The 20,784-nt window shown below is 57.1% G+C and carries 17 protein-coding genes; 9 read left to right on the top strand and 8 right to left on the bottom strand.

The features are described from left to right. Complete coding sequence (gene rnr, locus BLQ98_RS04120; RefSeq protein WP_093732077.1) at window positions 1-2,280, top strand: ribonuclease R; 2,280 nt, start codon at window positions 1-3, stop codon at window positions 2,278-2,280. Window positions 2,281-2,361: 81 nt separating this feature from the next. After that, window positions 2,362-3,618, top strand: coding sequence for a lytic murein transglycosylase (locus tag BLQ98_RS04115; protein WP_093732076.1), 1,257 nt, complete (start codon window positions 2,362-2,364; stop codon window positions 3,616-3,618). Between the two features lie 79 nt (window positions 3,619-3,697). On the opposite strand, the gene BLQ98_RS04110 is transcribed toward BLQ98_RS04115, so the two are convergent. The 6 genes from BLQ98_RS04110 to BLQ98_RS04085 all read right to left on the bottom strand — a co-directional run bounded on the left by BLQ98_RS04110 (window position 3,698) and on the right by BLQ98_RS04085 (window position 11,568). Then, window positions 3,698-4,876 carry an ABC transporter permease gene (locus tag BLQ98_RS04110; RefSeq protein WP_093732075.1) on the bottom strand — a complete coding sequence of 393 codons (1,179 nt, stop codon included), beginning with the start codon at window positions 4,874-4,876 and terminating at the stop codon, window positions 3,698-3,700. A 4-nt stretch (window positions 4,877-4,880) separates the two neighbouring features. Continuing rightward, window positions 4,881-6,548 (bottom strand): ABC transporter permease, encoded by a 1,668-nt coding sequence (locus BLQ98_RS04105; RefSeq protein ID WP_093732074.1) that lies wholly within the window; start codon window positions 6,546-6,548, stop codon window positions 4,881-4,883. A gap of 102 nt (window positions 6,549-6,650) precedes the next feature. Then, complete coding sequence (locus BLQ98_RS04100) at window positions 6,651-7,766, bottom strand: extracellular solute-binding protein (protein ID WP_093732073.1); 1,116 nt, start codon at window positions 7,764-7,766, stop codon at window positions 6,651-6,653. Between the two features lie 111 nt (window positions 7,767-7,877). Then, window positions 7,878-8,978: an ABC transporter ATP-binding protein gene (locus BLQ98_RS04095; protein WP_005850522.1), complete on the bottom strand. Its 1,101-nt coding sequence runs from the start codon at window positions 8,976-8,978 to the stop codon at window positions 7,878-7,880. 360 nt (window positions 8,979-9,338) lie between these two features. Beyond that, window positions 9,339-10,769, bottom strand: coding sequence for an aspartate aminotransferase family protein (locus BLQ98_RS04090; RefSeq protein ID WP_093732072.1), 1,431 nt, complete (start codon window positions 10,767-10,769; stop codon window positions 9,339-9,341). A 118-nt stretch (window positions 10,770-10,887) separates the two neighbouring features. Next, on the bottom strand, window positions 10,888-11,568 hold the full coding sequence (locus BLQ98_RS04085; protein WP_093732071.1) for a GntR family transcriptional regulator: 681 nt from the start codon (window positions 11,566-11,568) through the stop codon (window positions 10,888-10,890). Between the two features lie 146 nt (window positions 11,569-11,714). On the opposite strand from BLQ98_RS04085, the gene BLQ98_RS04080 reads away from it, so the two are divergent. From BLQ98_RS04080 to BLQ98_RS04055, 6 genes are all read left to right on the top strand, one after another. Then, window positions 11,715-12,800 (top strand): polyamine ABC transporter substrate-binding protein, encoded by a 1,086-nt coding sequence (locus BLQ98_RS04080; protein WP_093732070.1) that lies wholly within the window; start codon window positions 11,715-11,717, stop codon window positions 12,798-12,800. 91 nt (window positions 12,801-12,891) lie between these two features. Beyond that, window positions 12,892-14,019 (top strand): ABC transporter ATP-binding protein, encoded by a 1,128-nt coding sequence (locus BLQ98_RS04075; RefSeq protein WP_093732069.1) that lies wholly within the window; start codon window positions 12,892-12,894, stop codon window positions 14,017-14,019. Next, window positions 14,016-14,897 (top strand): ABC transporter permease subunit, encoded by an 882-nt coding sequence (locus tag BLQ98_RS04070; RefSeq protein ID WP_093732068.1) that lies wholly within the window; start codon window positions 14,016-14,018, stop codon window positions 14,895-14,897. Before BLQ98_RS04075 ends, BLQ98_RS04070 begins: the two co-directional genes overlap by 4 nt. After that, on the top strand, window positions 14,894-15,715 hold the full coding sequence (locus tag BLQ98_RS04065; RefSeq protein WP_093732067.1) for an ABC transporter permease: 822 nt from the start codon (window positions 14,894-14,896) through the stop codon (window positions 15,713-15,715). Before BLQ98_RS04070 ends, BLQ98_RS04065 begins: the two co-directional genes overlap by 4 nt. Window positions 15,716-15,727: 12 nt before the next feature. Beyond that, entirely contained in the window at window positions 15,728-17,056 is a 1,329-nt protein-coding gene (locus tag BLQ98_RS04060; protein ID WP_093732066.1) for an NAD(P)/FAD-dependent oxidoreductase, read from the top strand. A 60-nt stretch (window positions 17,057-17,116) separates the two neighbouring features. Next, window positions 17,117-18,436 carry a UDP-glucose dehydrogenase family protein gene (locus BLQ98_RS04055; RefSeq protein ID WP_093732065.1) on the top strand — a complete coding sequence of 440 codons (1,320 nt, stop codon included), beginning with the start codon at window positions 17,117-17,119 and terminating at the stop codon, window positions 18,434-18,436. Between the two features lie 46 nt (window positions 18,437-18,482). Here BLQ98_RS04055 and trhO read toward each other — a convergent pair whose 3' ends face one another. Continuing rightward, a complete protein-coding gene (trhO, locus tag BLQ98_RS04050) occupies window positions 18,483-19,382 on the bottom strand; it encodes an oxygen-dependent tRNA uridine(34) hydroxylase TrhO (RefSeq protein WP_093732064.1) in 900 nt (299 codons plus the stop codon). A gap of 103 nt (window positions 19,383-19,485) precedes the next feature. On the opposite strand from trhO, the gene pncA reads away from it, so the two are divergent. Next, a complete protein-coding gene (gene pncA / locus BLQ98_RS04045; protein ID WP_093732063.1) occupies window positions 19,486-20,082 on the top strand; it encodes a bifunctional nicotinamidase/pyrazinamidase in 597 nt (198 codons plus the stop codon). Here pncA and BLQ98_RS04040 read toward each other — a convergent pair. Beyond that, window positions 20,069-20,728: a MarC family protein gene (locus tag BLQ98_RS04040; protein WP_093732062.1), complete on the bottom strand. Its 660-nt coding sequence runs from the start codon at window positions 20,726-20,728 to the stop codon at window positions 20,069-20,071. The two genes, pncA and BLQ98_RS04040, sit on opposite strands and share 14 nt — an antisense overlap. Window positions 20,729-20,784: the final 56 nt, after the last annotated feature.

Below are 20,784 nucleotides of genomic sequence, written 5' to 3'. Positions count from 1 at the left end.
ATGAGCAAAATACCTTCAAAGCCCGAGATCCTTGAATGGATCGCCGAAAACCCCACTCTGACCGCCAAGCGTGACATCGCCAAGGCGTTCGGCATCAAGGGAGCGGCCCGGATTGACCTGAAACGCGTGCTGAAAGAGCTTGAGGCCGAAGACCATCTGGAAAAGCGCAAGCGCAGCTATCAAGATCCCGACCGGTTGCCGCCAGTGTCCGTGTTGCAGATTACCGGCCCCGATAAGGACGGCGACCTGTTTGCCAAACCGATGGAATGGCAGGGCGAAGGCGTAGAGCCGATCGTGCTCGTGATACCGCGGGCCTCCGACCCTGCCTTGGGTGCAGGGGACCGCATCCTCGCGCGTCTGACCTTGGTTCAGGGCGAGGATTTTCACTATGAGGCGCGGCTGATCCGTCGCATCGGCGCGAACCCGCAGCGGGTGCTGGGTATTTTCCGCAAGACAACCGAAGGTGGGCGCATTGTGCCCATCGATAAAGGGTCGGACAAGGAATGGTGGGTGCCCGGTGACGCAACCCACGGTGCCAAAGACGGCGAACTGGTCGAGGCCGAACAATCGGGGCCAAAGGCCCGCATGGGGTCGCCGCGGGCGCGTATCGTTGAACGCCTTGGCGATCCGTCCGCCCCCAAGGCCGTGTCCCTGATCGCGATCCACCAGCACGGTATCCCCGACGATTTCCCTGATGATGTGATGGCGCAAGCCGATGCGGCGAAACCCGAGGGCCTGAAAGGGCGCGAGGATCTGCGTGATTTGCCGTTGATCACCATCGACCCCTCTGACGCGCGCGACCATGATGACGCGTGCTATGCCCATGCTGACGAAGACCCCAAGAATGAGGGTGGCCATGTCGTCTGGGTCGCAATCGCGGATGTCGCCGCCTATGTCACCCCCGGCTCTGCGCTGGACCGCGAGGCGCGCAAACGGGGCAATTCGACTTACTTCCCCGACCGCGTTGTGCCGATGCTGCCTGATCGTCTGTCGGGCGACCTGTGTTCGCTGCACGAAGGCGTGCCGCGTGCCTGTATCGCGGTGCGTATGGTGTTGGATGCCGAGGGTAACAAGATCGGCCATACGTTCCATCGCGGGCTGATGCGGTCGCCTGCTTCGTTGCACTACGAAGAGGTGCAAGACGCGATAGACGGCAATCCGAATGACCGCACGGGCCCGTTGCAAGAGCCTGTTCTGAAGCCGATCTATGCCGCCTACGCTGCGCTGAAAGCTGCACGTGCCGAACGCCAGCCGCTGGACCTTAACCTGCCTGAGCGGCGGATCGAACTGGACGCGGACGGCACCGTAAAGTCGGTGAACTTTAAAGACCGTCTGGATGCGCACCGCCTGATCGAAGAGTTCATGGTGCTGGCCAATGTCGCGGCGGCCGAGACGCTGCTGGCGAAGAAAACGCCGCTGCTTTATCGCATTCACGAAGAACCCTCGCCGGCCAAGCTGGACGCCCTGCGCGAAACGGCGCAGGCGGCGGGCTATACGTTGGCCAAAGGGCAGGTGCTGCACACGCGCCATCTGAACAAACTGCTGAATGACGCGGCGGGCACCGATGATGCCGAGCTGATCAACCTGTCGACCCTGCGGTCGATGACGCAGGCCTATTACGGGCCTGCGCATATCGGACACTTTGGTCTGGCGCTGCGGTCCTATGCGCATTTCACGTCTCCGATCCGCCGCTATGCGGATTTGATCGTGCACCGTGCGCTGATCACTGCACATGGTTGGGGCAACGACGGGCTGAGCCAGCTTGATATCGAGGATATCGAACAGACCGGCGCGCATATCTCGGACACCGAACGCCGGTCTATGGTGGCAGAGCGGGACACCACCGACCGGTATCTGGCGTCTTATCTGTCTGAACGTGTCGGCAATGAGTTCTCGGGCCGGATCAGCGGCATCGCGCGGTTCGGAGCCTTCGTGAAGCTGGACGAAACCGGTGCCGACGGGCTGCTGCCCATGCGGTCGCTGGGGCGCGAGTATTTCCATTTCGATCAGGATGCAGGCACGCTGATGGGGTCGGACACAGGGATGATGATCTCTGTCGGGCAACGGGTCACGGTGCGCCTGTCCGAGGCCGTGCCGGTTACAGGTGGCATCGCGCTGGAGCTGCTGACGCTTGAAGGTGACGCGATTTCACAGGGCGGCAAAGGCGGCAAGCGCGGGCGCGGTGGCTCTGCTGGGCGCACCAATCCAAAGCGCAAAGCGGTCAAAGCGAAGCGCAAGTCCGACAAGGTCAAACGCAAGGTCAAACGCACCCGGCAATAACACGCACAGCGGGCATATCATTCTTTCTGGCCCCTGCATTTGCCGCTACGCTTTGGGCATGATGCTGGGAAGGGTCTGTTTATGAAACTGCTAACGATTGCTGTATTGGCCACCGGGGTGACATTGACTGTTGGCCCCGTGACAGGGCTGTTGGCCCAGACGGACAGCGCGGCGCGCCCTGCTGTCGCCGCGCAAGAGACCGGAAGCGACGCGGGGCTGCAAGACTGGCTGACCGCGTTCCGCGCCCGTGCGTTGGCGGCAGGGATCGATGGCGCAGTGTTTGACCGCGCGATGCAAACAGTGCGTTATGACACAGAGGTCATTCGCCGTGATCGAAACCAGTCAGAATTCACCAAAACCATCTGGGACTATCTGGAAACCGCGACCTCTGACCTGCGGATTGCCAACGGTAAAAAGGCGCTCGCTGAACAGGCAGATGCGCTGGCGCAGATTGAAAAACGCTATGGCGTTGAAAAAGAGATCATCACCGCGATTTGGGGACTGGAAAGCGCCTATGGCACGTTCAGGGGCAGCGATCCGGTGCTGACCTCGCTCGCGACGCTGGCCTATGACGGGCGGCGGCGGGCGTTCTTCGAAGGCGAGCTGCTGGACGCGCTGCGGATTTTGCAGGCAGGCGATACCACACCGTCGCAGATGCAGGGCAGTTGGGCAGGGGCGATGGGGCATACTCAGTTTATGCCGTCGTCCTTCCAACTTTATGCCGAAGATTTCACCGCAGACGGCAAGCGTGACATTTGGGGCGACGATCCGCGTGATGCGCTGGCCTCGACCGCGGCGTATCTCAAGCATTTCGGCTGGGTCTCGGGCCAGCCTTGGGGCGTTGAAGTGCAACTGCCCGACGGGTTCGACTATCTGTTGGCGGGCCGCGATATTCTGAAGACCGCGGAGGAGTGGACAGCCCTCGGAGTGGCCCCCGTGACAGGGGTGCTGGAGGATCACGGGCCTGCGTCTTTGCTGTTGCCCGGCGGCGCAGAGGGCGCGGCGTTTCTGATATATACCAATTTCGCGGTGATCGAACGCTATAACTCGGCAGATGCGTATGTGATCGGGGTCGGACATTTGGCTGACCGCATCGCCGGGGGCGGGCCGATCGAGGCCAGCTGGCCGGTGCAGGATCGGGCGCTCAGCTACGACGAGCGGATCGAGCTGCAAACACGCCTTACGGCACAGGGATTCGATACGGTAAAGATCGATGCCAAGATCGGCCCGCTGACAATCAGCGCGGTGCGCGCGTTCCAATTGTCGCAGGAACTGTTGCCTGACGGCTATGCCTCGCTGCGTTTGTTGGAAGCCTTACGTTCTGCCGCGGGCGAATAGTCTGCCGCAAAAGAAATGAGCCGGACCTTGGGGTCCGGCTCATGCCTTCGGCGAGGATTTTTTACCATTTGGAAGCGGCTTAGCCGGGTGACATGCCGCGTAGGCGTTCCGAACGGCGGCGCAGCAGTTCGACCACGGTCAGCAGGCAGATCGAGATCACCACGAGGATTGTTGCCACGGCAAGGATCGTGGGGCTGATCTGTTCGCGCAGGCCGGTGAACATTTGCCACGGCAGGGTTTTCTGACCGGCAGAGCCGACAAAAAGGACCACGACGACTTCGTCAAACGAGGTGATGAAGGCAAACAGCCCGCCCGAAATGACGCCCGGCAAGATTAGCGGCATTTGTACCCGAAAGAAGGTCGTGACCGGATTGGCACCCATGTTCGCCGCCGCGCGGGTCAGGGATCGATCAAAGCCCACCAGCGTCGCCGTGACGGTGATGATGACGAACGGGATGCCTAAGGCCGCGTGTGCCAGCACGACACCGACATAGGTTCCTTGCAGGCCAACGCGGCTGTAGAAGAAGTACATCCCAGCGGCCGAGATGATCAGCGGGACGATCATCGGCGAAATCAGGATCGCCATGATCGCGCGGCGAAACGGCACGTGCTGCTGGCTGAGGCCGATGGCGGCGAGCGTCCCGAAGCTGACCGAGAGCAATGTCGCGGCGGGGGCGATCTTGACCGAGTTCCAGACGGCACCTTGCCATGCAGAGCTGTTGAAGAAGTCCTTGTAGTGGCGCAGCGAATAGCCTTCGGGATCAAAGCGCAGCATTTCAGGCGTGAAGGTAAAGAAGTTTTCGGCGTTGAAACTGAGTGGCATGACCACGAGGATCGGTGTGATCAGGAAGACAAGGATCGCGCCACAGATGATGCGGAAGGCAAAGTGCCAAAGCACCTGACCGGGGGTCAGATAGGGGGCGACCTTGGCGCGGTAGCGTCCCTCGTAAAGCCAGAAGCTGAACCAGCCGAAGAACCAGCCGAAGATGACCCCGAGCACCAGCATGGGGACACCGCCAAGGATAAACCCGATGACGGCGAGTAGGATCACAGAGCCCCAACGGGCAATGGTTTCGTTCTTGATCAGTTGCGTCAGGATGAACGCCAGCGCGCCCATCGTGAGCGCGCCGATCACGATACCCAGTAGACCGCTGCCTTGCGCAGTGCCGACGAACAGGCCGGCAAAGGCACCTGCGGCGGCGACGACCGGTACATAGAAACCGACGGGTTTGCGGGAGATAGGTGTGAGTGCGACCATTATATCAGCCTCCCAATTTCACGTTATCGATGCCGACGATCTTGTCGTAGGTCCAGTATAGCCCGAGCACCACGGCCAGCAAGATCGCCCCGAGTGCGGCCGCGAGGCCCCAGTTCAGCGAGCTTGAGATGTGGTAGGCAATCCGGTTCGAGATGAATGTCCCCGTGGTGCCGCCGACGATTTCCGGCGTGATATAGTAACCGATCGACAGGATGAACACGAGGATCGACCCCGCGCCGATGCCGGGCACCGATTGCGGGAAGTACACGCGCCAGAAGGCGGTCCAGTTGGTTGCCCCCAGCGACTTCGCCGCGCGCAGATAGCTAGGTGGTACCGTTTGCATCACGGAATAGAGCGGCAGGATCATGAACGGCAGCAGGATATGCGTCATCGCGATGATCGTGCCGGTTTGGTTGTTGATCAACGCCAGACGGCTGTCATCGGCCACGATGCCTAGCCAGACCAGCGTATCGTTAATGACACCTTGCTGCTGCAGCATCACTTTCCATGCAGAGGTGCGCACCAGAAGCGATGTCCAGAACGGCAGCAGCACGAGGATCATCAGCAGGTTGGCAGTGCGGGCGGGCAGGTTGGCGAGGATCCAGGCCACCGGATAGCCTAGCAAGATGCAGCTGACCGTAATGCAGATCGACATAAAGAGCGTGCGCAGGAACAGCGTGCCATAGATGCGTTCATTGTCAGGGCGGAATTCAGGGCCGTCCGGAGACTTCTGCATGTCGACTGCGTTCAGGAAATACCCGTTGGTGAGCGCCGGGCTGTAGGCGCGGATCGTGCCCCAGATGGGTGTTTTGCCCCAGTCTTTGTCAATTTCGCTGAAAGCTGCTTTGTAATCGACAGTTTCAAAGGCAGGGGCCGCGGCAGCGGCTTCGCCCAATTCAGCAGAGGCAGGGCCGGTGTAGCTTGCGATCTGTGCCGCAGTCGGGCCGGTGAGATCGTCATAGAACGCGGAATAAATCAGCGCCCATGGGTCTTCTTTATACAGGTTGTCTTCGTCGTCGTTCTGAACGAAGTCGGCGAAAATCGCGTAGTATTCGGCGGTCTCGGGCAGAAGCTCTGCCATGCCTTCGCGCATTTCGAATGGGGGCTGCACATCGCCTGTGGATTTCTTCCAGCCGGAAATCTCGGTCAACCAAGCGTCGGAGCCAAGAAGGGCGTTCCAGTTCTCGCCCTTTTTCCAAAAATCATTCAGGTCTTCGAATTGGTCCTGATACACTTCGCCGATGTCATCGACGCCACGGCCCGACTTGCGAAACAGGGACGACGCTCCCGTCAGTTCGTAGTTGAGCCGCGAGCCCAAGCGAGTGTGCAGCTTGCGTTCTTGCGCAATAAACAGGTCTTCATAGAGTGCTTTGTAAACGGGCGCACCGGGCGTTTCGCCGCTTTCACTGTCCCATTCCGCGAGGGTTTGCGTGGTACGGGGCAGCGTGTCTTGCACGATCTGGTTCTCGACAGAGCGGAACAACATATCGGCAATCGGTGCGATAAAGGTGACTAGGATAAAGATCAGCAGGGGGGCGATCAGTAGAAGTGCGCTGAGCTTTTGACGACGCAGTGCCCGGTTCAGGCTGCGCTTTAGCGGCGTGCCGTCGGCCGCAAGCACGGGGCCGGCCTGTTCAGATGTGTCGTTCGTCGCGTCGGCTGTGTCGCTCATATCGGCCCCATGGGGTTAGGTCGCTGGAAAATCGGAAAATGGCATAACAAATACCGAGGGGTGGAGGAGGCCAGCGTGGCCTCCTCCGATCGGGCTAAGCGCTTATTGCGCCAACCATGCTTGGAATTTCGCGTCGATGTCGTCGCGGTAGTCAGCCCAGAACTCGTAGTTGTACAGGAACGTGTTCTTTGCGTTGGCCGGATCGGTTGGCATGTGTGGTGCCATATCGATGCCCAGTTCTGCGTGCTTGCCAACCATAGGGGCGGAGGACAAACGGGCAGGGCCGTAGCTGATGTACTGCGATTGATCCGCCAGACGCTGTGTGTCTGTCGCGAATTTCACAAAGTCTTTGACGCGGGCTAGGCGGTCGTCAGGCAGGCCTGCAGGGATGATCCAACCGTCAAGGTCGAACACCTGAGCGTCCCAAAGCATTGCAACGGGCTGGTCCTGTTCTTCGATGACGCTGAACAGACGGCCGTTGTAGGTGGAACCCATGACGACTTCGCCGTCGGCCAGCAGCTGTGGCGTGTCGGCACCGGCGGACCACCAGATTACGTCGTCCTTGATGGTGTCGAGCTTGGCCAGAGCCTTCTCTTGACCTTCGGGGGTTGCCAGAACGTCATAGACTTCGTCTTTGGCAACGCCGTCACAGAGCAGCGCCCATTCCATGTTGTTGATCGGACGCTTTTCCAGCGCACGCTTGCCTGGGTAGGCTTCGGTGTCGAAAACGTCGCAGATTTTGGTCGGAGGCGTGTCGCCAACCATGTCTGTGCGGTAGCCGAATGTGGTCGAATAAACGATCTGCGGGATAAAGCAGTCGCTGACCAGCAGGTCGCCAAAGTCGTCTTCGGCAGATGTCCCGTCGGGGGCTTCTGCCAGCATTTCCTCGGCGTCGATTTCCATCGCCAGACCTTCGTCGCACAGGCGGATGGCGTCAGCGGCAACCACGTCGACCAGATCCCAGGTCACATTGCCGGCTTCGTTCATCGCGCGCAGCTTGGCCACGGCTTCGTTGGAACTTTCGTCCCAAACGGCAGAAATTTCAGGGTGCATTTCCAGATAGGGTTGCAGATATGCTTTGTCCTGGCTGGCTTGGTATGCGCCACCCCAGGAAACAAGCGTCATCTCTTTGGCCATGTCCGCATGCGCATCGGCGAATGCCAATGTGCCAGCGCCAATGATCGCGGAGGATGCGAGTAGCGTTGTCGTAAACTTCATTCGTAAGTCTCCCATTATATGCCCGTTAGGGTCTTGAGGATGTGATATCGGGCTTAACCACACCCTCGTACGACGCCGTCGATCGTTGGACGGCCGACCGCGACCTGACGCTTACGCGTCGAGGGCGCGGCAATCCTCTGCCAGCCAACCGATTTCGATCTGCTGGCCTGGCTTCAAACGAACCTGATCGGGTGCGTTTCGTGTCTTGATGATGAAGTTGTCGGTCCCGGCAACCCGCAGGCGGGTGCGGAAGATGTCGCCCATATAGACAAATTCAAGCACTTCGGCTTTCAGGGTATGCGCCCCTTCCTGCATCCGGTCCTTGTTGAATTCAACGCGCTCGGGGCGGATCGATACGCGGGTGCGTTCGCCGGCGCGTGTGACGTTGATCGGCTTTGCCTCGATCAGGCCGCCGCCGTCCAGCTGCACAAGGCAAGTGCCGCCCTTGATCTCGGTCACGACCCCTTCGAGGGTGTTATTCTCGCCGATGAACTGCGCAACAAAGCTGTTTTCGGGCTCTTCATACAACAGATCGGGCGGGGCCAACTGTTGGATGCGGCCGTTTTCAAACACGGCCACGCGGTCGGACATTGTCAGCGCTTCGGTCTGGTCGTGGGTCACGTAGACCACGGTGATGCCCAGTTCATGCGCCAGATGCGTGATCTCGAACTGCAGTGTTTCGCGCAGCTGTTTGTCCAACGCCCCCAGCGGTTCGTCCATCAACACCAGTTCGGGTTCGAAGACCAAAGCACGGGCCAAGGCAACACGTTGCTGCTGACCACCGGAAAGCTGTGCCGGACGGCGGCCGCCGAAGTCGCCCATCTGAACACGGTCCAGCGCGATCTTTACTTTCTCTTCACGCTCGGACTTGCCGATCTTGCGCACCTCAAGCGGGAAGGCGAGGTTTTCGGCAACGGTCATATGCGGGAAAAGCGCGTAGTTCTGGAATACCATTCCAATGCCGCGTTTGTGCGGGGGGATGTTGTTGATCGATTTGCCGTCAAGGCGGATGTCGCCATGGGTGGCGGTTTCAAATCCGGCCAGCATCATCAGGCAAGTGGTCTTGCCGGACCCCGATGGCCCAAGCATCGTCAAAAACTCGCCTTTCGGCATCGACAGGTTAAGATCTTTTACGACGAGATTTTCGCCGTCATAGCTTTTCTGCACGCGTTCAAATTCTACAAACGCATTTGTTGCTGAAGTATCTGCCAAAGTTGGCTCCCCGTTTATTGTGACGTTCAAGCGCCCTTGTTGACAGAAAGTTAAAGCGGGGTGGTTTCTAGTTTGCAACCAATTAACGACAGTTTTGGGCAGAAAGCGTCAATTGCGGGAAGATTAGCGGTTATTTGGCGAGAAACAGTTCTTTTACCTGCCGAATTACTATGCAGATGGCTTGAATTAAGGGGAATTCGTTAATAACTGGCGCAGGTTAAGCGGCCCTTCGCACCCTCGGAGCGGGTGGTTCTGCAGCCAATTCAGGCGGTGCAGATGTCGCAAACGGACAAGTTTATGCAGCCCTAGGTGCAAAGGGAGGGGCGACAATTGCCGCCCCGACCCGATGTAAGTCGCGGCTTAGCCAAGCGGCGATTCAGCGTCATGTGCATGGTCTTCTGCAGCCTTCAACAGGTTGCCTTCCTTGACCGCGGCATAGGTTTCATCCAGCGCTTTCGTGGCGCGTGACATAAAGATTTTGATCTCTTCGGGAGTGATGACCAGCGGCGGAGAGATGATCATCCGATCGCCAACATGGCGCATTACCAGGTTATTCGCAAAGCAGCGTTCCCGGCACATAAAACCGACGGTGCCGGCATCGCCTGCGAACTTTGATCGGGTTTCCTTGCGCGGGGACAGCGGCAGCGACGCCATCAGGCCGGCAACGTTTACCGTACCCACCAAAGGGTGCTCTGCCAGTTTGGCCAGACCTTCTTGAAGCGCGGGCGCTGCGACGTTGTTCACGTGATCCAGAATCTTTTCGTCCTGCATGATCCGCAGGTTTTCCAGCGCCACGGCAGAGCAGACAGGGTGGCCTGAATAGGTATACCCGTGGTTAAACTCACCCGATCCGATGGTTTGCGCGATCTCGTCACAGACAATGGACCCGCCAATCGGCTGGTAGCCAGAGCTAAGGCCTTTGGCGATCGTCATGATATGCGGCTTGATCCCCATGGTTTCAGACCCGAACCAGTTGCCGGTGCGGCCAAAGCCACAAATAACCTCATCCGCGATGATCAATACGTTGTATTTGTCACAAATCCGCTGGATTTCAGGCCAGTATGTGCTTGGCGGAACAATGACGCCGCCGGCACCTTGAATAGGCTCGCCGATAAAGGCGGCAACCTTATCGGCTCCTAGTTCGAGGATTTTGGCTTCAAGCTCTTGCGCACGCGCTAGCCCGAATGCCTCGGGTGTAAGGTCCCCGCCTTCAACCCACCAGTCCGGCTGGTTGATGTGGTGAATGCCGGGGATAGGCATGCCACCCTGTGCGTGCATATAGCTCATGCCGCCAAGCGACCCGGATCCAATCGACGACCCGTGATAGGCATTCTTACGGCTGATAATGTGGGATTTCTCGGGCTTTCCCTTCATGTCCCAATAGGTGCGGACCATGCGAATGTTTGTATCGTTCGCTTCGGACCCTGATCCGGCAAAAAACACATGGTTCAGATCGCCAGGGGCCAGTGCTGCGATCTCTTTAGCCAGCGCGATGGCAGGCACATGGGAGGTCATGAAGAATGTGTTATAGTAGTTCAACTCGAGCATTTGACGCGCTGCGACATCGGCCATTTCCTGACGGCCATACCCGATGTTGACGCACCAAAGACCGGCCATCCCATCAAGGATCTCGTTCCCGTCGCTGTCGGTGAGGTAAACGCCTTTGGCCCGCGTGATGATCCGCGCACCTTTTTCGGCAAGCTCGTCATTCGTGGTAAACGGGTGCATGTGGTGCGCGGCGTCAAGCGCTTGCAGCTCGGCGGTGGGCATGTGGTTGGTGATGTGGGTCATAAGGGGCGCCTCTGGGAATGGGAGTAGATTAGCCTCAGGATATGATCAAATTGTGCGGAGTCAATCGAATCACTCTGCAGCAGTGCTGATAAGTGGGGATAAGCTGGCCAGCTTTTAATCAAAGTGATGCCTGAATCTGTAACATGCCCTGCAAAACATCCTCGGTCATTGCCAGCCCCGCCCTTTCTGCATCGCCATCACGAAAGGCCGCGAGCAGGTCAGCGTGTTTATCGGGCAGGTTCGAGGTGCCGAACCGACCGCAAACCACGCGCAAAGATGGCCCGAACATTAGCCACAAGCGATCGACCGTTGCGGCTAGAATGGGCGCGTCGGCGCAAGTGTTGATAATGGTGTGAAAGCGGTAGTTCTGGGTTAAATAGTCGCCGATATCCCCGCGGTTGATGGCGCTGTTTAACAGGTCGTCGACACGGGTAAGGTCGGCTAAAACAGTCTCTGACATGCGAGCGGTGGCGCGCTCCGCAAGTTCTGGCTCAAGCTTTCTCCTCATAAATTCAAGCTCTTGTATCCCTTCGAGGTCCAGTATTGGAACCGACACGCGCCGGTTGCCCTGATGCACCAAAGCGCCCTCGGCGATCAATCGACGCAGGGCTTCGCGTATTGGGGTCATGCCGGCACCCAACGTCTCCGCAAGCCCCTGGATTGTCACGGCTTGACCGGGGGCGAAATCGCCGAACAAGATCAGCTTGCGTACACGTTCATAGACGTGCTGATGGGCCGGCACTTTGGCTGGGCTGTCCGTGGACTGTTGTGGCGCGAGGTCTGCGGGGTCTACGTTCATTAAATTCGCCTAAATTGTACTCGATCGTATTTTAAACCCCGGCCCGCATCTGCGTAAAATTATAAATGATCTTGCCGCATGGTGCAAAACTTGATCAAATTGACGAAAGGTCCGGATCAACCGAGCCTACACAACGGGAGATGACAATGAAATACAGCTTGCTTAGCGGAATTGCAGCAACGGCATTGATCGCCACCAGCGCAATGGGTGAAGAGGTGCGGGTCTATAACTGGTCCGACTATATCGATGAAACCTTGTTGCAGAAATTTGAAAAAGAAACCGGCATCGAACTGATCTATGATGTCTTTGACAGCAACGAAGTGCTTGAAACCAAAATGCTTGCCGGTGGCTCTGGCTATGATGTTGTCGTTCCGACAGGCACGTTCCTAGAGCGTCAGATATCGGCTGGTGTTTTTCAGAAACTCGATAAAGACAAGCTGCCTAACATTGTTAACATGTGGGACGTCATCGAAGAGCGTGTTTCAAAGTACGACCCTGACAACCAGTATGCTGTGAACTACATGTGGGGCACGACGGGTCTGGGTGTAAACGTCGGCAAGGTGAAAGAGGTTTTGGGTGAGGATGCGCCCGTTGATTCACTCGAGCTTGTTTTTAACCCCGAAAACATGGAAAAGCTCGCTGAATGTGGGGTGCATTTCTTGGATGCACCAACAGAAATGATCCCGGCCGCGCTTAAGTATGTTGGCGAAGCACCTCAATCACAAGACCCCGACGTGATCGCCAAGGCAGAGCCGATTTTGACAGCGGTCGCCCCCTATGTACAAAAATTCCATAGTTCAGAATACATCAACGCACTGGCCAACGGGGACATTTGTGTCGCCTTTGGTTGGTCAGGCGACATCCTTCAATCACGTGATCGTGCAGCCGAAGCGGACAATGGTGTGGAAATTGCCTATTACGCACCGAAGGAAGGCGCGTTGATGTGGTTCGACAATATGGCTATTCCGGCTGATGCGCCTAACCCGGATGGGGCGCATAAGTTCTTGAACTTCATCATGGACCCCGAGAACATGGCCGCCGCATCAAACTATGTTTATTATGCAAATGGCAACAAGGCGAGCCAAGAGTTCTTGGCCGAAGATGTCTTTGGGGACACTGCAATCTATCCTGACGAAGCCACCTTGGAAAACCTGTATACCATCTCTTCATATCCACCCAAACTGCAGCGTGTCATCACGCGTATGTGGACCAAAATAAAATCTGGTATCTAAAATCTGTTTCAGGTCAGAACCCTAGAGTTTTGACCTGATCCATCCCCCCTTTCGCCAAAGGGGTAAATCGCTGTGCAAAGGATAGACCAAAGTGAGCCAACCCGTTTTCGCCCCATGGGATGACCCGAACGAAAAGCCGCTTATCCGATTTGATGATGTGACCAAACGTTTCGGTGATTTTGTCGCGATCGATAACCTTTCGCTTAGTATCTACGAAAGCGAATTCTTTGCGCTTCTTGGTCCATCCGGCTGTGGCAAAACGACAATGATGCGTATGCTCGCAGGGTTCGAAAACCCAAGTGCGGGAAAAATTGAATTAGCCGGCAAAAATATTGCGGGCGTTCCGCCGAACAAGCGGGCCGTGAACATGATGTTTCAGTCTTACGCCCTGTTCCCCCACCTATCGATCTGGGAAAATATCGCCTTTGGTTTGAAGCGCGGCGATATGACCAAAGCGGACATCGCCGTGCGCGTGGAAGAGATGCTTAAACTAACGCGCCTCACCAAATTTGCCAAACGCAAGCCCCATCAGATATCTGGTGGGCAGCGGCAACGTGTTGCCCTTGCGCGTGCCCTTGCCAAAGCGCCGAAGCTTTTATTGTTAGATGAACCTCTTGGCGCGTTGGACAAGAAGTTGCGACAGGATACCCAGTTTGAACTAATGGATATTCAAGAAAGCACGGGCACAACTTTCGTTATCGTCACCCACGACCAAGAAGAAGCAATGACTGTTGCCAGCCGCGTGGCGGTGATGGATGAGGGGCAGATCATCCAGGTGGCAACGCCCGACAGGATATATGAAGCACCTAATTCCGTTTATGTTGCCGACTTTATTGGTGATGTGAACATCATTTCCGGCACTGTGAAGGCCGCCGGTGACGAGATGTACCATCTTGATTGGGTGGCCAACGAAGCCCCGTTGCTTGCAGCATCAGATCGCACTTTCAGTGAAAGCCAGCCAGCCCATCTCGCAATCAGGCCGGAGAAGATCGCCATTTCAGTCGATAAGCCAACGGAGATGAAAAACGCTGTTCAGGGCACCGTTCTTGACATCGCATATCTCGGCAACCTCAGCACCTACCACGTTCAACTTGGCGGAGGGCAAGTGATCAAGGCCCAGACAGCGAATACGCGACGGTTGTCACGCCGCACGATTACGTGGGAAGACAGCGTCTGGATTTCCTGGAGCGCCACCGCCGGCGTCCTGTTAGAGCGATGAATATACGCCGCTTCATCCTTATTGCAGTGCCCTATGCGTGGCTGCTTGCCCTGTTTTTGATCCCCTTCATTATTGTCTTCAAAATTTCGCTTTCTGATTTGGCGTTGTCTATTCCTCCTTATTCTCCGACTGCAAAAGACGGAATCTCGGCGATGTTTAAGGCATTTGACCTGGAAAACTTTATTTTTCTCGCTTCAGACGATCTGTACTGGAGGGCTTACCTGAGCAGTTTGAAGATTGCGTTAATATCTACGATTTTAGCTGTCTTAGTTGGCTACCCAATGGCCTACGGCATGGCGCGCGCGCCTGAAGAGTGGCGTCCAACCTTGATGATGCTGGTAATTTTGCCGTTTTGGACAAGCTTTCTAATCCGCGTCTACGCGTGGGTTGGCATTCTGAGCAATGAGGGGCTGCTGAACCAATTCCTTCTTTGGCTGGGTATCATTGATGCGCCTTTGACGATCATGAACACGACCACCGCTGTTTATATAGGAATTGTTTACACGTATCTGCCATTTATGATTCTACCGATCTATGCCGCACTGGATCGGCTAGACGAATCCCTGATCGAGGCCGCCGAAGATTTGGGGTGTTCACGGCTAAAGGCGTTTTGGTTGGTTACTATACCCTTGTCACGCAACGGGATTATTGCGGGGTGCTTCCTTGTGTTTATCCCTGCGCTGGGCGAATTTGTGATCCCGTCCCTGCTAGGGGGATCGGGGACGCTTATGATTGGTAAGGTCCTGTTTGAGGAGTTTTTTAACAATCGCGATTGGCCCGTGGCGAGTGCGGTTGCGGTGATCCTGCTTTTGATCCTGATTGTTCCGATTGTCCTGTTTCAGCGCAATCAGCAACGTCAGGCCGAGGTGGAGTCATGAGACGCGCGAGCTGGTTCAATATTACGTCGCTCACCTTGGGGTTTGCGTTTCTTTATCTCCCGATGGTCTTGCTGGTCATCTACAGTTTCAACAGCTCAAAGCTTGTCACCGTGTGGGCGGGTTTTTCAACAAAATGGTATGGAGAGCTGCTGCAGAACGATGCGTTCCTGAATGCTGCATTGGTAACGCTTAAGGTTGCGGTTGTGTCTTCGACGCTAGCGACGGTGTTGGGGACGATGGCGGCCTATATCCTGGTGCGGGGGGGGCGGTTTGCAGGGCGCACGCTGTTCTCGGGTATGATTTACGCGCCGCTTGTCATGCCAGAGGTAATTACTGGGCTATCCCTGCTTCTGCTCTTTATCGGGATCGGATTGGACAGGGGAACGCTGACGATTGTACTGGCACATACGACCTTTTCGATGTGCTATGTGTCTGTTGTCGTTTCCTCGCGGTTGGTGACGTTCGACCGGTCGCTGGAGGAAGCTGCGCTGGATCTCGGATGCTCGCCCTTTGATGCTTTCCGTTTGGTGACCCTGCCAATCATTGCGCCGGCGGTTATTTCAGGGTGGCTTCTGGCCTTCACCCTGTCGCTGGATGACCTAGTGATCGCTTCGTTTACCACCGGCCCGTCCTCGACAACTCTACCGATCAAGATCTGGAGCGCTGTGCGTCTTGGAGTTTCGCCCGAGATCAACGCGCTCTCGACCATTATGATTGGTATCGTGACCTTCGGGGTTATCGCCGCTTCCCTGATTTCTAAACGCAAAGCGGTCAAAGCCCAACGAGATGTTCGGGCGGCTGAGCGGGCGGTGACGTGAAATGATGACCCCATGAAACGAATATTTAACGGTTTCGCCTATACAGATGAGCCGAGGAAGAACTGTTGGTGGGATCAAACCAGCGATATTGTGGATCGCCTAGCCTTGAACGGTGACGTTTCGTGCGATGTTGCAGTCGTGGGTGGTGGGTTTACGGGCCTTTCTGCGGCGCTGCGCTTGGCAGAGGCGGGGTATTCGGTTGTCGTACTGGAACATAGATACGTCGGCTGGGGGGCATCGGGTCGCAACGGTGGCTTTTGTTGTCTCGGTGGGGGGCGGCTTGATGATGTGGCGCTCGACAAGCTTGCGGGGCGGGAAGATCGGCTGAACTTTCGCGCAGCGGAGCTTGCGGCAATTAATTTCGTCGACGACCTGATCAGTCGCCATAATATCGACGTGGACCGCCACTCTGATGGCGAGATCGAATTGGCCCACCGGCCCAAAGATATGGATGGTTTCGCCGCGCGTGTCGACGCGGTGCGCGAAAACTACGGGCTGTCCGCGCGGCTGATCGAGAGGAAGGATTTTGCCTCGAACGGGCTGTCCGGCCCGTTTCATGGGGCATTGCATATCCCGGCCGGCTTTGCGCTAAACCCGCGGAAATACGCGACCGGGCTTGCTGCCGCGGCGGAAAAGGCTGGCGCGGTGATCTATCATGATACCGCGGCGATCAAGATACGGCAATCGACCAAGGGGCATGAAATCCAGACGCCGCAAGGTCGACTGACGGCGGAAAAAGTCATTATCGCGACGAATGGCTATTCATCTGAAAATGTGGTGCCAAGTCTAACGGCGCGATATATGCCCGCGCAATCGACTGTTCTTGTGACACGCCCCCTGAGCGAGACTGAGCTGGAAGAGGCGGGGTGGACGACAGATTTCATGGCTTCGGATACGCGCAATTTGCTACATTATTTCCGGCTCATGCCGGATCGTAGGATGTTGTTCGGGATGCGCGGTGGCCTTTTGACTGGCAAAAGCGCCGAGGCGCGCGCCGTCGCACGGGTGCGGCGTGATTTCGAAAAGTTTTTTCCGGCTTGGAAACATGTGGAAACGCCCCATCATTGGTCCGGCATGGTATGCCTTTCGCGCGCCCAAACGCCCTTTGTCGGGAAGCTGCCCGACCCCGGAGGCTTGTATGCAAGTCTTTGTTATCATGGGAATGGTGTGGCCATGGGGAGCTATTCTGGCGGATTGATTGCGGATCTGGTTATGGACAAACCCATCGACCGGCCCTACCCACAGATCATGCAAAACCCGTTGCGAAAGTTCGAACTGGGGCGGATGCGCAGAATGCTGATGCCATTGGCCTATCTTGGTTTTGCGCTTTCAGACTACTAGATGTGGGTGCACCGGCTGGCGTGGCTTGCTGACTGTCTAATAGATTTAGGATAGATTTTTATGAAGATTGCGATGATTGGCACCGGCTATGTCGGCTTGGTTTCGGGTGTTTGTTTTTCTGATTTCGGTCACGACGTGATTTGCGTCGATAAAGATCCGGCCAAGATTGAAAAGCTGGAACAGGGCATCGTCCCAATCTATGAGCCCGGCCTTGATGATCTGATGGCCAAGAATGTCGCCGCAGGGCGATTGTCTTTCACCGGCGACCTGAAAAAAGCTGTGGATGGCGCGGATGCTGTGTTTATCGCCGTCGGCACACCGACGCGCCGCGGGGACGGTCATGCCGATCTGACCTATGTCATGGCGGCCGCTGAAGAAATCGCAGCCGAGCTTACCGGTTACGCCGTGATCGTCACCAAATCGACCGTCCCTGTGGGCACCAACCGCCAGGTCAAACAGGTTGTGTCCAAAGCCAACCCGAAGGCAGAGTTCGATGTCGCGTCCAACCCCGAATTCTTGCGCGAAGGGGCCGCGATCGATGATTTCATGCGGCCCGACCGCGTGGTTGTAGGCACGCAGAATGAACGCGCCGAACAGGTGATGAAGGACATCTACCGCCCGCTCTCGCTGCGCGAGTTTTCGATCATGTCTACCGATCTCGAAAGCGCCGAGATGATCAAATATGCCGCCAATGCATTTCTGGCGACCAAGATTACCTTTATTAACGAAATCGCCGCGCTCTGTGAGCGTACAGGCGCTGACGTGAAAATGGTGTCAAAGGGCATGGGGCTCGACAACCGGATCGGGTCCAAGTTTCTGCATGCGGGGCCTGGCTATGGTGGCAGCTGTTTCCCGAAAGACACGCAGGCTTTGGCGCGGATGGGTCAGGATCATTCCGTCCCCATGCAGCTGACAGAGACCGTGATCAAGGTAAACGACGAGGTCAAACGCCGGATGATCGACAAGGTCGTCGATATTTGTGGCGGCTCGGTGAACGGCAAGACAATCGCTGTTTTGGGGGTGACGTTCAAACCGAACACGGACGATATGCGGGATTCCCCGAGCTTGACCATCGTGCCATCGCTGGTCGGCAATGGTGCCAAGGTGCGTGTGGTTGATCCGCAGGGTAAACGCGAGGGCGAGGCTTTGTTGCCGGGCGTGTCTTGGATGGATGACGCCTATAAGGCCGCGCAAAACGCCGATGCATTGGTTATTCTGACCGAATGGAACGAGTTTCGCGCACTGGACCTTACGCGTATGGCCAAACGGATGGCGACGCCGGTATTGGCGGACTTGCGCAATATCTACAGTCCCAAAGACGCGAAACGCGCCGGGTTTACGGCCTATGTTTCCATCGGGCGCGAAGGGTTCGGCGTTTAACCCAACATCACAGGCCCGTGCTTGGAAAAGAGCGGGCCGCGCGCGATCAGCTACGGTGGGTTTCGCCGCGTGACTTAGCGAGGCTCATCTGGCGTTGGCGTTCACGGAACCGCGCCTTATCGGCGTCAGAGGTTTGATCGACGCAGTGCAGACAACTGACGCCTGCCTCGTACCCCGCTTTGGTTGTGTCCTCGGGCAGGATCGGGCGGCGGCAGCCGTGGCACAGCATATGCGGCCCTTCTTTCAGCCCGTGGCCAACGCTGACGCGGTTATCGAACACAAAGCAATCGCCCTGCCAGCTGCTTTGTTCTTGCGGGACGTCTTCAAGGTATTTGAGGATCCCGCCCTTGAGGTGGAACACGTCCTCGACACCCTGACCGATCAGGTAGTTGGTTGATTTCTCGCAGCGGATGCCGCCGGTGCAGAACATCGCGATTTTCTTGTTGTGAAACCGGTCTTTGTTCGCCTCCCACCAGGCGGGGAATTCGCCAAAGCTTTGGGTCTCGGGGTCGATGGCCCCGTTGAACGTTCCGATCGCGACCTCATAGTCGTTGCGGGTATCGATCACCGCAACATCGTCCCGCCCGATCAGATCGTTCCACTCGGCAGGATTGACATAGTGCCCGACCTTAGCAAGCGGATCGACGTCGGGTTGCCCCATCGTCACGATCTCGCGTTTCAGGCGGACCTTCATCTTACCGAAAGGGGGCTCGGTGGCGGTGCTTTCCTTCCACTCCAGATCGGCGCAACCGGGTAGGGCACGGATATGCGCAATCACCGCGTCGATGCCCGCACGTGGGCCGGCAATCGTGCCATTGATGCCTTCGGCGGCGACAAGCAACGTGCCTTTGACCTCATGCTGAGCACAAAGGGCAATCAGCGGCGGGCGCAGGGCGTCAGGCGCGTCAAAGCGGCTGAAGTGATAAAGGGCGGCAATGGTATACATGCGCGCTGAGATACGCCCATGTGTCGGTTCAGGCAAGGGGGGTGCCGTGCCACCTGCACCGTGCTATGTTCGTTAGCGCAAGTTGGCCCATGAGGAACCTGATATGACCCACGCCGTGATCGTGATTGATGTGCAAAATGATTTCTGCCCCGGCGGGGCGCTTGCTGTGTCGGATGGCGACGCGATCATAGGCGGTATCAACGCGCTGATGCAGCAGGCGGATGCTGTGGTTTTGACACAGGACTGGCATCCCGCGGGGCATTCCTCGTTCGCGTCGTCGCACGCGGGGCAGGCTCCGTTTGACGTGACGCAGATGCCCTACGGCCCGCAGGTGCTTTGGCCCGACCACTGTATTCAGGGCTGCGCTGGTGCTGCGCTTCACCCCAAGCTGGACCAAACCCGCGCGGATATGATCATTCGCAAAGGGTACAACCCCGCTATCGACAGCTATTCCGCCTTCTTCGAGAATGACCAAAAGACGCCCACCGGATTAGAGGGATACCTGCGCACACGCGGCATTACCCAGTTGACGATGGTGGGCTTGGCGCTTGATTTCTGCGTGCAGTTTTCGGCTGTGGATGCGGCCAAACTAGGCTTTGACGTCGAGGTCCGGCTGGATCTGTGCCGTGCTATTGATCTGGACGGATCGCTGGCTGCCGCGCAGGATGCGATGATGGCGGCGGGGGTTACTCTGCGCTAAGAGGGGCATCCTCGACGGGGGCGATGTTCAGGATGTCCAGCGCATCCAGCCCGCCTAGCGTCGCATCGACAGCGACGGTCGCCAGAATGATCCCCATGACGCGGCTGATCACGCTGGCACCTGTCGTGCCCATCAGATGGCCAATACGACCGGCCAGCAACAGCAATACAAGGGTGAACAGCAACACCACCAGCAGCAATCCGGCTGTCACCAGCTGGTCGGATATCTGGTTGGTGTGATTGTCCGTCAGAATGACGATCGCCAGCATTGCACCCGGTGATGCGATAGAGGGCATGGCCAGCGGAAATACGGCACCCGCAAGATGATCCCGCTCTGCGGCTTCGATTTCCTGCGTGGGTTTCGGGTCTCCGAAAATCATGCTCAGCGCGAACAGGAAAAGGATAATCCCGCCCGCGACCTGAAACGACCCCAGCCGCAGTCCAAGGTTCTCCAGCAGATATTGCCCGCCCACGAGGAATCCAAGCAAGACCAGACCGGCCACCAGCACGGCCCGCAGGGCAAAGCTTTTGTGCAGGCGTTGCGGGACATTTGCTGTTGCGAAAAGAAAGACCGGAAGGCTGCCAATAGGGTCGATCACGACAAACAGTGTGATCAACTCTCGCAAGAGATTGGGCCATTCCAGCATCTAGCAGCGCTCCTTTCGGGGGTTAAGTCGGTGGATTACCACAGGTTTTGCACTGT

It is taken from the genome of Sulfitobacter litoralis (genome assembly GCF_900103185.1).
GTDB lineage: Bacteria > Pseudomonadota > Alphaproteobacteria > Rhodobacterales > Rhodobacteraceae > Sulfitobacter > Sulfitobacter litoralis.
The sequence above is the reverse complement of the archived record's forward strand: the minus strand, read 5'-3'. Positions and strand labels throughout refer to the sequence as shown.

Excerpts from the sequence above, each read along its gene's own strand:
- rnr (WP_093732077.1), top strand. The coding sequence starts at position 1 with ATGAGCAAAATACCTTCAAAGCCCGAGATCCTTGAATGGATCGCCGAA.
- BLQ98_RS04115 (WP_093732076.1), top strand. The coding sequence starts at position 2,362 with ATGAAACTGCTAACGATTGCTGTATTGGCCACCGGGGTGACATTGACT.
- BLQ98_RS04110 (WP_093732075.1), bottom strand. The coding sequence starts at position 4,876 with ATGGTCGCACTCACACCTATCTCCCGCAAACCCGTCGGTTTCTATGTA.
- BLQ98_RS04105 (WP_093732074.1), bottom strand. The coding sequence starts at position 6,548 with ATGAGCGACACAGCCGACGCGACGAACGACACATCTGAACAGGCCGGC.
- BLQ98_RS04100 (WP_093732073.1), bottom strand. The coding sequence starts at position 7,766 with ATGAAGTTTACGACAACGCTACTCGCATCCTCCGCGATCATTGGCGCT.
- BLQ98_RS04090 (WP_093732072.1), bottom strand. The coding sequence starts at position 10,769 with ATGACCCACATCACCAACCACATGCCCACCGCCGAGCTGCAAGCGCTT.
- BLQ98_RS04085 (WP_093732071.1), bottom strand. The coding sequence starts at position 11,568 with ATGAACGTAGACCCCGCAGACCTCGCGCCACAACAGTCCACGGACAGC.
- BLQ98_RS04080 (WP_093732070.1), top strand. The coding sequence starts at position 11,715 with ATGAAATACAGCTTGCTTAGCGGAATTGCAGCAACGGCATTGATCGCC.
- BLQ98_RS04070 (WP_093732068.1), top strand. The coding sequence starts at position 14,016 with ATGAATATACGCCGCTTCATCCTTATTGCAGTGCCCTATGCGTGGCTG.
- BLQ98_RS04065 (WP_093732067.1), top strand. The coding sequence starts at position 14,894 with ATGAGACGCGCGAGCTGGTTCAATATTACGTCGCTCACCTTGGGGTTT.
- BLQ98_RS04060 (WP_093732066.1), top strand. The coding sequence starts at position 15,728 with ATGAAACGAATATTTAACGGTTTCGCCTATACAGATGAGCCGAGGAAG.
- BLQ98_RS04055 (WP_093732065.1), top strand. The coding sequence starts at position 17,117 with ATGAAGATTGCGATGATTGGCACCGGCTATGTCGGCTTGGTTTCGGGT.
- trhO (WP_093732064.1), bottom strand. The coding sequence starts at position 19,382 with ATGTATACCATTGCCGCCCTTTATCACTTCAGCCGCTTTGACGCGCCT.
- pncA (WP_093732063.1), top strand. The coding sequence starts at position 19,486 with ATGACCCACGCCGTGATCGTGATTGATGTGCAAAATGATTTCTGCCCC.
- BLQ98_RS04040 (WP_093732062.1), bottom strand. The coding sequence starts at position 20,728 with ATGCTGGAATGGCCCAATCTCTTGCGAGAGTTGATCACACTGTTTGTC.